This is a genomic window from Georgenia halophila, from assembly GCF_039541595.1.
This window is the reverse complement of sequence record NZ_BAABGN010000010.1, coordinates 16,518-29,316: the sequence shown is the minus strand read 5'-3', so window position 1 is coordinate 29,316 and position 12,799 is coordinate 16,518. Positions and strand designations below refer to the sequence as shown.

Below are 12,799 nucleotides of genomic sequence, written 5' to 3'. Positions count from 1 at the left end.
CGACTGAGGCCCTGCGCTGCCTGAAACGCCGACTCGCAAGAGTCGTGTTCAACACCCTGAAGAACAACCAGTCGACCGCCGCCGCACCCACCTACGCGGCAGCGGCTTGACATAGGAGAAACCCATGGACACCGAGCGCCAGGCGCCGGCCGACCTCGCCCTCCGAGGTCGCGAGGTGGTGGCTTCCTACCTGCCGGGCGTCGACGTCGCCTGGGCCGACGACGACGAGGACCTTGTCGAGATCCTCAACGTGGCGGGCAGGCACCGCCGGATCCGGGTCTCGGCCACGGACGGCGACACGTGGTTGCTGCCGCGGGCGGAGCTCGACGAGGAACCGGAGGTCGACGACGGCTGGTGGTCCTTCGTCCGCATCCCGCGCGCCGCCGGCCGCGAGCCCGAGGTCTACCTCGCCCGGGAAAACGAGGTGCGAGCCCTCATGCTCGACGTCGTCGCGCACTCGGCCGCCGCCGATCCCACGCGGCCGGTCCACGTCGAGGTGACGGACGAGGCCGTCCCGGTCCGCGACCGCGACGTCATGCCGTTGCTGCGTTCCTGGCACGAGCTCACGAAGGGCTTCTGACCGCAGGACGCGCGGTCACGGGGCCGCGGCGCCGGCGAGAGCTGGCCCCGCGTGACGGCTACGGGCGGCGGCCGCGTGACGGCTACGGGCGGCGGCACGGTGATCGATAGTGTCGGCGGATGCGCTGCATCGTTGTCGGAGCCGGCGCGTGGGGTCTGCCCACCGCCGCGAACCTCGCCCGCCGCGGGCACGACGTCGTCCTGATCGACCGGTACGGCCTCGCCAGCCCGTTGTCCTCCTCCACCGGCCCCACCCGAATTTGGCGACTCACGAACCCGGATCGCGTCCGCGTCCGGCTCGCCCTGCGCAGCGTCGAGGCCATGGAACGCCTCGCGAGCCGCTCCGGCGCCGAGGTCTTCCTCCGCCGGGGCCTGCTGTGGCGCGACGACGTCACCCTCCCCGGCATCGTCGACGCCTTCCAGGCCGCCGACGTCCCGCACGAGATCGTGCCCGCCGGCGACGTCGGCCGTTGGTTCCCCGGGCTCGTCGCCGACCGTCGTGACGCGGTCTGGCAGGACGACGCCGGACCGGTCTTCGCCGACGAGTCGATGCGCGCCCAGGCCGGCCTGCTGGAGGCCGCCGGCGGCAGCGTCGTCAGCGGCGCCGTTGTGCGGGAGGTTCGTACCACCGCCCACGGCCCCGAGGTGATCGCCGAGGACGGCCGATGGGCGGGAGACGTCGTCGTATTGGCACCCGGTCCCGGCGCGCAGCCGCTGCTCGCCACGCTCGGCATCGACCTGCCCTTCGGCCCGGTCCTCCAGCAGGTCGTGCACGTCGGCGACCCCGCAGCGCGCCACACCACCGACGAGCTGCCCTGCCTGGTCGACGGCCAGCACGAGCGCGACGGCCGGGTCGAGCCCGGGATGTACGCGATGCCGACGCCTGGCCAGGGCTTCAAGATCGGTCTGGACGAGAAGGTGCGCGACCTGCACCCCGGTGACGAGGACCGCACGCCGGACGAGCGGCTGACCGAGCACGTTCTCGACCGCGTGCGCCGCGACCTCACCGGCCTCGTGCCCCACGCCCTGGACGCCCAGGTCTGCTCGTGGACCGCCTCTCCCGACGGACGCTTCGTCATCGACCGGCTCGCGGGCGGTGTCGTGGTGGCGTGCGGGGACACCGGGGAGGGGTTCAAGTTCTCCGCACTCATGGGCGAGATGCTCGCCGACCTCGCCGAGGACAAGCCGTCTGATCCCGACCTCGCCACCTACACGCTCGACCGGTTCGCCGACGGCGTCGAGCTCACGGAGCACGTGCTCGGGCGCTGAGCCGGCGTCCATCGGCACGGCGATCCGGTGCCACGACCGCCGCCACACGGCTCGAAGTGACCGGTCGCACTCCGGGCCGGTTTTGGGGCCATCCCGGCGACCGGTAGCATCGTCGGCCGGGGTAGCGTGTCCGAGCGGCCTAAGGAGAACGCCTCGAAAGCGTTTGAGGTTCACAGCCTCCGTGGGTTCAAATCCCACCGCTACCGCGCTCCCGCGAGGGCCCGGAACTGCTGGAATACCAGCGGTTTCGGGCCTCTCGTGCATCCGGGACCAGATGGCATTCCGGGTACCACCGCAGTGGTGCGGATTCGGAAGGACATGCCTGCTGAAGTCGCGCCGCACGTCGGCTCGGGCGGCTCGAGCGGCCCGGATTGCCCGAGCGGCCCGGCTGGCCAGAACAGCACGCGCGCCCGAGCGGACGCGACGCCGGCCACTTACGCTGAGGCTCCCGTCCGAAGGAGCCCTCCGTGACCGCTGTCCTCGCGCTCGCCAACGCTGCCGCCGGATCGGCCGACGACGACGCGGTCGAGTCTGCGCTGGACGCCCTGCGCGCCCGTGCGGACACCGAGGTCGTCGTGCCCGACGGCTCGGAGGAGATGGATCGAGCGCTGCGTGCGGCCGCCGGCCGGCAGGTCGTCGTCCTCGGCGGGGACGGGTCGGTCCACGGCTGCGTTGCCGCCCTGTTCGGCGCCGGCCTCCTCGACAGCGTTGGCCCGCTCGGGATCGTCCCCCTCGGCACCGGCAACGATCTGGCGGGCGGCCTCGGCCTGCCTGAGGACCCCCAGGAGGCCGCTCGTGTGGCCATTGAGGGCACCGTGCGGCCGATGGACGTCCTGGTCGACGACGAGGGCGACGACGGTGGAATCGTCGTGAACGTCGTGCACGCCGGTGTGGGGGCCGAGGCCGCTGCCTCCGCCTCGGCCGTCAAGGGAGCGCTCGGTGTCGCGGGATACCTCGTCGGTGCGGCGGCGGCCGGGATGTCGACCACGGGTTGGCGGCTGCGAGTGGTCGCCGACGGGGAGGTCGTCCATGACGGTGCCGAGCCGGTTCTCATGGTCGGCGTCGCCCTCGGGACGACGATCGGCGGCGGTACGCCCGTGGCGCCGATGTCGTCGCCCGGCAGCGGACTCGCCGAGGTGATCGTCTCCACCGCGACGGGACCGGTCGAGCGGGCCGCCTTCGCCGCGGACATGCGCCAGGGACGCCACCTCGATCGCGACGACGTGTGGAGCACCCATGCCGCGGAGATCACGGTCGAGAGCACCGACGGCGAACCGTTCCGGCTCAACACCGACGGCGACGTCACCGATCCCGTCCTGCGGCGCACCTGGCGGGTCCACCCCGGTGCGTGGTCCTGCCGCGTACCGGAGGAGTAGGCCCGGACGTCGGCCACCTGCGCCGACCCGTCGAGCACGACACAATCACCCCATGTGGACCGCCTACTGGACGACGTCGCCCGGCACCGGTGAGCTGCGCACCGAACGCGGCCGCGCGCCGGGGGAGGGAGAGGCGCTGGTGCGCACCCTGCGCTCCGGCGTCAGCCGCGGCACCGAGACGCTCGTCCACAGTGGGTCGGTCCCGCCCGAGATCGCCGACCTCATGCGTGCCCCGTTCCAGGCCGGTGCCCTGCCGGGGCCCATCAAGTACGGGTATCTCTCCGTCGGCGTCGTCGAGGACGGCCCCGCGGACCTCGTCGGACGCCGGGTATTCGCCCTCCACCCCCACCAGGACCGCTACGTCGTCCCCGTCGACGCCTTGACTCCAGTTCCCGACGACGTCCCCTCCGACCGTGCCGTCCTCGCCGGCAACGTCGAGACGGCCGTCAACGTCCTGTGGGACGCCGCTCCCCGCCTGGGCGACAGGATCGCCGTCGTCGGCGCCGGCATGGTCGGTGGCCTGGTGGCGGCCCTCGCTCGGACCTTCCCGCTCGGGCGGCTCCAGCTGGTCGACGTCGATCCCGCCCGGGCGGACCTCGCTCGCGCACTCGGTGTCGAGCTTGTCCACCCGGACGACGCCGCGGGGGAGTGCGACCTGGTGGTCCACTGCTCGGCCTCCGAGGACGGTCTCGCCCGCGGGCTCGACCTGCTCGGCGACGAGGGCGAGCTCGTCGAGGTCTCCTGGTACGGAACACGAGTCCCCCGCGTGCCGCTCGGTGGTGCGTTCCACGCCCGCCGGCTGACCATCCGTGCCAGCCAGGTCGGCGCCGTCGCCGCCGCTCGGCGGGCACGCCGGACGACGGCGGACCGGCTCGCCCTGGCCATGCGCACCCTCGACGACCCGGTCTTCGACGCCTTCCTCACCGGCCGGTCCCGCTTCGCCGACCTCCCCCAGACCATGGACAGCCTCGCCGCGGGCGAGGGATCGCCGCTGTGCCACGTCATTGCCTACCCGTAGGAGAACCCGCCACCCATGTATGCCCTCACCGTCCGCGACCACATGATGGTCGCCCACTCCCTGCCGCACCCCGCGTTCGGGCCTGCGCAGCGACTGCACGGCGCCACCTACGTGATCGAGCTGACCATCCGCCGCGAACGGCTCGGCGAGGAAGGCATCGTCATCGACATCGGCGAGGCGACCACGTTGCTCAAGGACGCGATCGCGGACCTCGACTACACCAACCTCGACGACCATCCCGACCTCGCCGGCGTGCTGACCACGACGGAGACGCTTGCCCGGTTCATCGCCGACCGGGTGGCGGGCCGCCTCCCTGGCGGGATGTACTCCGCGATGGACGTCACGCTGCGGGAGCACCCCGACGCCTGGGCCACGTACACCCGCCAGCTCTGATGGCAGCCCCGGGTCTCGGGTTCGTCACCTGGGACGACGAGCGGCCCAGCGGCGGCAACACCTACGACCGTGAGCTCGTCGCCGCGCTGCGGGCCACGGGCATGGACGTGGCAGTCCAGGCGTTGCCCGGCACCTGGCCGGTGCCGTCCCCGGAGGACATGCCCGCTCTGACACAGGCCCTCGACGCGCACCAGACCAGCCTCGTCGACGGCATCGTCGCGTCAGCCGCACCGCGTCAGATCGCGGACGCCGTCGCCGCCGGGCGCCGCGTCGTCGCCCTCGTGCACATGGCCGCCGCCGACGAGATCGGCCTGGATCCCGCCGAGCGCGACCGGCGCGAGGAGACGGAACGCCACGCCCTGCAGGCGGCCAGCGCCGTCGTCGCCACGAGCCGCACGGCGGCCGACGACCTGGCCGCCCGGCACGGTCTGACCGACGTGCAGGTCGCCCGCCCCGGTGTGCGGCCCGCTCCCGCCGCGGCGGGAAGCGGACACGACGACGCGCCACGCCTGCTCGCCGTCGGCTCGCTCACCCCCACCAAGGACCAGGCCACGTTCCTGCACGCCCTCGGCCGGCTGCGGGACCTGACCTGGACAGCACACCTCGTCGGCTCGCCAGACGTCGACCCCGACTACGCCGCCCGGCTCCGCGCGCTCGTGGACGAGTCCGGACTCGACGAGCGTGCCGAGCTCACCGGTGCGCTGATCGGTGAGGCCCTCGAGACCGAGTGGGCCGCCGCCGACCTGCTCGTGCTGACCTCACGGAGCGAGACCTTCGGCCTGGTCGTCACTGAGGCGCTGAGCCGCGGCGTTCCCGCCGTGGTCACCGCCGGGACGGGTGCGGTCGAGGCCCTCGGCCGCGCGGGACCCGACCGGCGGAGCGGACCGGCCGGCGCGAACCTGCCGGGTTGCGTGGTGCCGGCGCGAGACGTCGTCGCGCTCGCAGCCGTGCTGCGTCGATGGCTCACCGACCCGACGCTACGCACGGCTCTGCGCCGCGAGGCGCTCGACCGGCGCGAGCGGCTCCCCGGCTGGGACACGACCGCGGCGATGATCACCGAGGTTCTCGGCGTGGGCTGATCAGCCCCGAGCCGCCAGGTCGAACTCGGTGCAGATGTCCTGCCCGAGCACGAACCGCCGCACCGGTGCGCCGATCGCTTCCGCCAACCGGTCGGAGCCGTCGAACCGGATGCCGGGCACACCGTCGCCGATCAGCAGCGGCGCCGTCGTCAGGAACAGCCGGTCCAGGACTCCCGCGGCCAGGAAATCCGAGACCAGGCGGCCGCCGCCCTCGACCAGCACTCGGCCCAGCCCGCGTTCGCGCAGCGCGGCCAGCACTGCGGCCGGGTCGAAACCTGCGCGGCCGCCGGCCGCGCGGACGGGTAGTCGCAGCACCTTCACGTGCCCCGCCGGGGTCTCGGCCGAGGCGTCGGGTCCGACGACCCACAGCGTCGGAGCCTCGCCGTCGGTGAAGACGGTGGCCTCGCGAGTCACCCGCCCGGCCGGGTCCAGCACCACGCGGACGGGGTTGGCGCCGGGCACGGCGCGAACCGTCAGCCGGGGGTCGTCGGCGGACACGGTGGCCCCGCCGACCACCACCGCGTCGACCAGGGCGCGCAGCCGGTGCAGGTGCGTGCGGTCCTGCTCGCCGGTGACGAACTCGGCGTCGCCGCTGCGGGCCGCGATGAAGCCGTCCATGCTCTGCCCGAGCTGGGCGATGGTCAGGGGAGCTCCCGTCGCGACCAGCGGGCCGTACCGGTCGACCAGCGTCGCGTCGGTGCCCGCGGCGGCGTACGCAGGGACGTGCCCGGTCAGCATCTGCGTCCACGGGTCCGGCAGCGCGGCGATCGGGTCGTGGCGCATGCGCCGGCGCTTGGTGTCGAGATAGAACGCGTTCTCGGGCCGGTCGGCGACGGCCAGGATGTGCCGCGAGATGACCTCGACGCCCAGGTCGTCGAGCCGTTCCGCCTTCTCCGGGTTTGAGGACAGCAGCCGCACGCGCGTCGCGCCGAGGTCGTGGAGGATGTCGGCGACCTCCTCGTAGGTGCGGGCATCTGCCGGGTAGCCGAGCTCGAGGTTGGCGTCCACCGTGTCCAGACCGGCGTCCTGCAGTGCGTAGGCGCGTAGCTTCGCCAGCAGCCCGATGCCCCGGCCCTCGTGGCCGCGCGCGTACACCAGTGCGCCCCGCTCCTCGCGGGCGATCTCGGCCAGTGCCGCCTGGAGCTGCTCGCCGCAGTCGCATCGCCGGGAACCGAGCGCGTCGCCGGTGAGGCACTCGGAGTGCACGCGGACCAGCGGTGCCTCGCCCTTGCTGGAGTCGACGTCGCCCATCACCAGGGCGACGTGACCGAGCCCTCCGGCACCGTCGTAGCCATACATCTGGAACGTCCCGTGTGCGGTCGGCAGCGTTGTCGCCACCGTGCGGCGCACCCCGAGACCATGGAGGTCGGTCACCGCAGAACTCTGACACACAACGGCGCCGGATGCCTTGATATGTGCGTCGGGCCGCTGCCGACGGCGCAACCAAATCGTTACGTCCGTCGGCTCATCAAGGATCGTCGCGGCAACTAGCCTCGGAGTGGCTCGCTGCCGTCGGTCGCCGCGCCGGTTCTCCCTCCGATCGCTCGATCGATCGCCGGCAGCGGATCCTCGGGCTTGCTCCAATGCTCCGAAGGATGCAGAGCCGGGTGAAGTCCGGTGAGTCGAGCTGCGGAACGGGAGCGTGACTGTAGCGCGTTCCTGACGTAGCGTGCGCGTGGTTGGGTCTTCACGTGTCGTTGACTTTCACCGCCGAAAGTCGGGACTGGCGCGTGAGGCAGGACCGGGCCGCTGTGTCACAGGGCACCGGCGCCCGGTCGCGATCGTCCGACAAGAGGGGGGATTTTCTACTAGGACATGCGCCCGATCGTGCCGTGCGGGACCGGCCGTTCTTGTCGAGAACGCAAGCGATGCAGATGGCACTGTCGATGTGAAGTTGGCTGAGTTTTAGCAAACGTTTTACGTGAGGATCGTAACGCCCTGTGATTCTAGAGTTAGGCAACCCTGTCCGTCGTGCCGTCTACGGAGCACCTCGGTTGCCGACTGGACTGATCCCCCGCGGTCGGCTCCTTGGCCGACTCGATATCAGGACGCCGCTGACCGTCGTGCGTGGTCCCGGCGGGAGTGGCAAGACAGTACTCATCGCCCAGTGGACGGAAGACATCGCTGTCGACGGAGTGTGGGTCAGTGTCGGCAAGGACACGTGCACCCGTCAGGCACTGTGGGCCGCCGTGTCCAAGAAGATCGGTGATGCGGGCCTCGCGTGCCCGGGGTCCGACCTTGACGACCTGATCTCCTCGGTCGATGCGGTCACGGACATCCGATCGTTGTTGCTGCGGGCCTTCGGTCGGCTACGTGCTCAGTTGCTCGTGGTCCTCGACGACTTTCACCACGTGACCAACGAGGAGGTCGTGGACGACCTCGTCGAGCTCCTCGTGGCGTGCCCGCGCCTGACCGTGGTGGTGGGGGCCCGCACCGCCACGGCACTGGAAGGCCCCGTCGTCGGGGCGCGCGTCGATCGCCGGGTCATCGGTCCGGACGGCCTCGCCTTCACCGTTGACGAGACCGCTCGGGTGTTCTCGAAGCTGGGGGTGATCGGGCGGATCGATGTGGGGAGCGTGCACCATGCATCGGGCGGGAGCCCGCTCCTGCTGCGTGCGTTCGCGCTCCACCGGGAGCCCGAGGCCGCCGGTGCGCACGAGACAGCCGAGAGCCCTGGTGTGGCTCACGACGTGCTCCTCGATCTGCTCAGGGGTACGTCGCAGTCGCGCCGAGGGTTCCTGCTCCGGACCTGCATCCCCGAGGAGTTCGATCTGTCGCTCGCACGGCAGCTGAGTGGTTGCCACGATGCCGAGAGTCACCTGGAGGCCCTGGAGGCCAGCGGGTTCCTCATGCGCTCAGAGGACGTCACGGGACCGCTCTACAGATACCACCCGATCATCCGCGAGACGGTCGTCAGCAAGGTGCAGGGCTACCTCGGCGACGAGCTGACGGATATCCGGCTCGCCACCGCGCAGTGGTACCTCCGGCGCGGAGCGCCGAAGATGGCGATCCGCCATGCCGTGGCCGCTCAGGACGTCAAGCTGGCGTCCGACATTCTTCTCGCCAACGCCATCACGCTGCTCAGGCAGCGGGGACTCTACGAGATCCTGGTACACGTGCCGACACACGTCCTGCCCAGGTACCCGTTCATCACCCTGGCACTCGCGATCGGCGCCTACGCGGACCGGACGAAGCGAGTCCGTGCCGTTGAGTACTTCACCATGGCGATCACCTCGGCCAAGCTCGTCGGGGCGCGGGCTCCGCGGGCAGAACGAGCGGCGTTGGCCACGGTCGAGAGCGTCGGCCTCCGGCTTACCGGGCGGCCGTCGCAGGGCGCCGCAGCGGCTCGGCGTGCGATCCGCCTTCTCGACGCCGGCGACCAGGGACAGCTGGCACCACTCGGTGAGCAGGTCGGTTCGCTCCGGATCCAGAACGCGCTGACCCTGCTCAGAGCTGGCCACCTGGCCGAGGCGCAGCAGGCGTTGACGGAGAACCTGGCGGACCTGGCGGCGCTGCCCGCCACGCCCGCGCTGACGACCGTCTCGGCCGATGCGGCGATGAACGCACTCCTCGGCGACATGCCGATGGCGCGCGACAGCATGGCCCTCGTCGACGAGGGGCATTGGCCGGCGGCAGCCCGTGATGACTACCCCGGCGCGCTGTTCCATCTGGCCAGGGCGATCGAGGCCTTGGAAACTTTCGACTTCGACGGCGCCCAGCGCCATGTCCGGGTGCTGGCACCGCACATGGAGACGCTCGAGTACCGGCCGATCTTCGTCGCGATCCAGGCGCTCGGCGACTTCGGCAACCAGCGGGCGGCGCTGGGTCTGCAAAGACTGCATCGCTACTCGAGCACGGAGACCGGCCGGCAGCAGCTGTCCTCGAACGACAGACGGACGTTCGACGCGGTCACGGCGCTGCTCCACCTGTCCGAGGGGCGAGCCGGCGTGGCGGAGCGACTGCTGGGGTCCCTGCCGGCGAAGAGCCCGCTCGTCGCCTGTCTGCGCGGCCTGCTCGCGCTGCTGACCGGCGAGCACGACAAGGTGCTCGGTGTGCTCGCGCGGGGGGAGAGCGCGGGCACCGGCCCGAGGGTCGCTGCTGTGAGCCACCTTCTTGTCGCGGCGTCGTCGTGGCGTGCGGGTCGCGTGGAGACGGCGGTGGCCGCCCTGGAGAAGATGGCCGCCCTGGCGATCGACTGCGGCCTACGTGCGCACCTGGCTCTCGTCCCACGCGCCGACCTCGTGGGGCTCCGGGACCTCGCCGAGGAGCGCGGCCTTGCCTTCGTCACGGAAAGCCTCGGTGACGTCGAGGAGGTGCCGGACGTCCTACCGTCGCGGGCAACGTCCGTGACGCTCACCGAGCGGGAGCGCGTCGTGCTCCGTGCGCTCGTCGAGTCGAACAGCACCTCCGACATCGCCGCTCGCCTCGTCGTCTCGCCCAATACCGTCAAGACCCAGCTGCGTTCCCTCTACCGCAAGCTGAACGTGCGTGGGCGTGACGACGCCATCGCGGTGGCGTACCACCTCGGCCTGCTGGACGAGGACCGATCTGTTCCGAGGGGCTCCGCGGAACAGACAGCGTCGTCCATGGAGGAGGACTAGCGCGGCGCAGCACCGTTGGCGGCAGTACCCCACGGTCGGCGAACTGGCCGGGGTGAACTGCGGGGTGAAATGTGGCGGGGAACACTCTCGAGGTGCTCGTAGCCGAAGCGTGGCATGCCACGGTTGACGCATCTCCCGCGCGCAGCTGGGTCAGGCATGATGACGGCCTTGCTGAGCGTGCTCAACAAAGACTCGGGCCTGCCCGGCCGCCGCACCCCCAGGCGGCGGCAGGGCAGGCCCGTCACGAACAGGCCCGAACCTGACCGATTACCGCCGGTTCCAGCATCGAACGCGCTGATCGCCGGCGGTGGCAGCACGAGCTACGGCACCGACCGGTTGAAGCCCGGGAGCGCTCCTGCCCCGCGGGGGGGAGCAGGAGCGCTCCGGCGCCGCCCCGCGGCCGATAGAACAAGCACACCCGACCCGATCGGGACGTCATCGTGGGTGTCAAGGCTTTCCGCTCCTCGGAAACCTGCTGTTCATGAGCCGGTCATCGGCGACCCCTAACGTGCGTATGTCCTCGCCCGCCCCCGAAGGGTCGCACGTGTTTCGGTCATCTCCCCTCCCTCCGTTCCTGCTCGGTGCCGGCATGACGACCGGGCTGCTGCTGGCCGCGGCGGTGGCCGCGGGCGCCGCCGTCGTCGAGGAACCCGTCGTCGCCTCCGCCTCCGACGCCGCGCTCGAGCTCGACCCGATGGGCTCCTACGAGACCGGCATCTTCGACGAGAGCGCCGCCGAGATCGTGGTCTTCCACGCCGCGACGCAGCGCACCGTCGTCGTCAACGCGGCGCAGGGCCTTGTGGAGGTGCTGGACGCCTCGGACCCGGCCGGTCCGACCAAGCTCTTCGACGTCGAGACGGTCGGCGTCGCCTCCGACGACGGCTCGGTCGTCAGCGAGGGCGCCATCGCGAACTCCGTGGCCATCCGCGACGACGGGCTCGGCGTCGTCGCGGTCGAGAACGGCGACAAGACCGCCGCCGGCTGGCTCGTGTTCTTCGACGCGGCGGGCGACGGCGGGGCCCTGGGCGCCGTCCGCGTCGGCGCGCTGCCCGACATGGTGACCATCTCACCCGACGGCGCCTACGCCGTCGTCGCCGACGAGGGAGAGCCGGCCGATGACTTCAGTGTCGACCCCGAGGGCTCGGTCGGCGTCGTGACGCTGCCCGACGACGTCGCCGCCCCCTCCCAGGACGCCGTCGCCATCGCAGACTTCCGCGGCTTCGAGGAGGGCGGGCCGCGCACCCTGCCGGAGGACGTGCGGCTCTTCGGTCCCGAGGTGCCCACGCCCGACGGCGACTCCTTCCCCGTCTCGCAGAACCTCGAGCCCGAGTACGTCGCCGTCGACGGCACCGGCACCGCGTACGCGGCGCTCCAGGAGGCCAACGCGGTCGCCGTCGTCGACCTGGCGACGGCGACCGTCACCGACATCTGGCCGCTGGGCTTCAAGGACCACTCGCGCGAGGGCAACGGGCTGGACGCCTCGGACCGCGACCCGGAGGACGCCCCGATCGTCAACATCGCGACGCACCCTGGCTTGAACGGCGTGTACATGCCCGACGGGATGGACGCCTACACCACCGGCGGGCAGACCTATCTCGTCACCGCCAACGAGGGCGACGCCCGCGAGTGGGGCGACTACGTCGACGGAGCACGCGTGAAGGACCTGGGCGACGCCGAGGAGACGGACGCACCCGCCCTCTGCGCGCACAGCCCGCTCGCCGGCCTGACCGAGGACACCGACCTCGGGCGTCTCGAGGTCGTCACCGACCTGGGGCTGCGCGAGGACGGCAGCTGCTTCGAGGAGCTGTACTCCTACGGGGGCCGGTCGTTCTCCATCTGGACCACCGAGGGGGAGCAGGTGTTCGACTCCGGGGACGACTTCGAGCAGATCGTCGCCGAGACCATCCCCGAGTACTTCAACTCCGACCACGGCGAGACGAACCTCGAGGGCCGCAGCGACGCGAAGGGCCCCGAGCCCGAGAGCGTCACCGTCGGCGAGGTCGACGGCCGCACGTACGCGTTCGTCGGCCTCGAGCGGGTCGGCGGGCTCATGGTCTACGACATCACGGACCCGGCCGGCGCCACGTTCGTGACCTACGTCAACAACCGCGACTTCGCGTACTCGGTCGAGGACGCCGACGACCCGGCGTCCGCGCTCGCTGCCGCGGGCGATCTAGGTCCGGAGGGCCTGGCGTTCGTCCCGGCCGCGGACAGCCCGATCGGCGATGCCATGGTGATCGTCGGCAACGAGGTCTCCGGGACGACCACCTACTTCTCCGTCACCTCGATCACCGAGGAGCCCACCGAGCAGCCGACCGAGCAGCCGACGGGGACCGACGAGGGCACGCCACCGGGGGACGACGGGACGCTCGACACGCTGCCGGAGACCGGAACCGGCACTACGGTGGCGGCACTGGTCGCCGTCGGGCTGGTCGGTGCGGGCGCCGCCGGGATCTGGTTCCGACGCCGGTCCGTCTGACGTCG

At 71.6% G+C, this 12,799-nt stretch carries 9 protein-coding genes, 1 tRNA gene and 1 pseudogene; 10 read left to right on the top strand and 1 reads right to left on the bottom strand.

Annotation, left to right across the window (positions count from 1 at the left end):
- The 8 genes and pseudogenes from ABD907_RS21275 to ABD907_RS11595 all read left to right on the top strand — a co-directional run.
- Positions 1 to 110 (top strand): annotated as a pseudogene (locus ABD907_RS21275) (IS110 family transposase); the annotation flags it as partial.
- 14 nt (positions 111 to 124) lie between these two features.
- A complete protein-coding gene (locus ABD907_RS11625; RefSeq protein WP_345216421.1) occupies positions 125 to 580 on the top strand; it encodes a hypothetical protein in 456 nt (151 codons plus the stop codon).
- Positions 581 to 699: 119 nt separating this feature from the next.
- A complete protein-coding gene (locus tag ABD907_RS11620; protein ID WP_345216420.1) occupies positions 700 to 1,848 on the top strand; it encodes an FAD-dependent oxidoreductase in 1,149 nt (382 codons plus the stop codon).
- Between the two features lie 120 nt (positions 1,849 to 1,968).
- Positions 1,969 to 2,054, top strand: a tRNA-Ser gene (locus ABD907_RS11615).
- A gap of 261 nt (positions 2,055 to 2,315) precedes the next feature.
- Positions 2,316 to 3,224, top strand: a complete 909-nt coding sequence (locus ABD907_RS11610; protein WP_345216419.1) for a diacylglycerol/lipid kinase family protein — start codon at positions 2,316 to 2,318, stop codon at positions 3,222 to 3,224.
- A 52-nt stretch (positions 3,225 to 3,276) separates the two neighbouring features.
- Entirely contained in the window at positions 3,277 to 4,242 is a 966-nt protein-coding gene (locus tag ABD907_RS11605) for a zinc-dependent alcohol dehydrogenase (RefSeq protein ID WP_345216418.1), read from the top strand.
- 15 nt (positions 4,243 to 4,257) lie between these two features.
- Positions 4,258 to 4,635 (top strand): 6-pyruvoyl trahydropterin synthase family protein, encoded by a 378-nt coding sequence (locus tag ABD907_RS11600; protein WP_345216417.1) that lies wholly within the window; start codon positions 4,258 to 4,260, stop codon positions 4,633 to 4,635.
- Entirely contained in the window at positions 4,635 to 5,714 is a 1,080-nt protein-coding gene (locus ABD907_RS11595; protein ID WP_345216416.1) for a glycosyltransferase family 4 protein, read from the top strand. Before ABD907_RS11600 ends, ABD907_RS11595 begins: the two co-directional genes overlap by 1 nt.
- Here ABD907_RS11595 and ribA read toward each other — a convergent pair whose 3' ends face one another.
- Positions 5,715 to 7,088, bottom strand: a complete 1,374-nt coding sequence (ribA, locus tag ABD907_RS11590; protein WP_345216415.1) for a GTP cyclohydrolase II — start codon at positions 7,086 to 7,088, stop codon at positions 5,715 to 5,717.
- A gap of 566 nt (positions 7,089 to 7,654) precedes the next feature.
- On the opposite strand from ribA, the gene ABD907_RS11585 reads away from it, so the two are divergent.
- Positions 7,655 to 10,315, top strand: coding sequence for a helix-turn-helix transcriptional regulator (locus ABD907_RS11585; RefSeq protein ID WP_345216414.1), 2,661 nt, complete (start codon positions 7,655 to 7,657; stop codon positions 10,313 to 10,315).
- A gap of 589 nt (positions 10,316 to 10,904) precedes the next feature.
- Positions 10,905 to 12,794 carry a choice-of-anchor I family protein gene (locus ABD907_RS11580; RefSeq protein ID WP_345216413.1) on the top strand — a complete coding sequence of 630 codons (1,890 nt, stop codon included), beginning with the start codon at positions 10,905 to 10,907 and terminating at the stop codon, positions 12,792 to 12,794.
- Positions 12,795 to 12,799: the final 5 nt, after the last annotated feature.

Coding starts and splice junctions, on each gene's coding strand:
- ABD907_RS11625 (WP_345216421.1), top strand. CDS start 125: ATGGACACCGAGCGCCAGGCGCCGGCCGACCTCGCCCTCCGAGGTCGC.
- ABD907_RS11620 (WP_345216420.1), top strand. CDS start 700: ATGCGCTGCATCGTTGTCGGAGCCGGCGCGTGGGGTCTGCCCACCGCC.
- ABD907_RS11605 (WP_345216418.1), top strand. CDS start 3,277: ATGTGGACCGCCTACTGGACGACGTCGCCCGGCACCGGTGAGCTGCGC.
- ABD907_RS11600 (WP_345216417.1), top strand. CDS start 4,258: ATGTATGCCCTCACCGTCCGCGACCACATGATGGTCGCCCACTCCCTG.
- ABD907_RS11595 (WP_345216416.1), top strand. CDS start 4,635: ATGGCAGCCCCGGGTCTCGGGTTCGTCACCTGGGACGACGAGCGGCCC.
- ABD907_RS11580 (WP_345216413.1), top strand. CDS start 10,905: ATGACGACCGGGCTGCTGCTGGCCGCGGCGGTGGCCGCGGGCGCCGCC.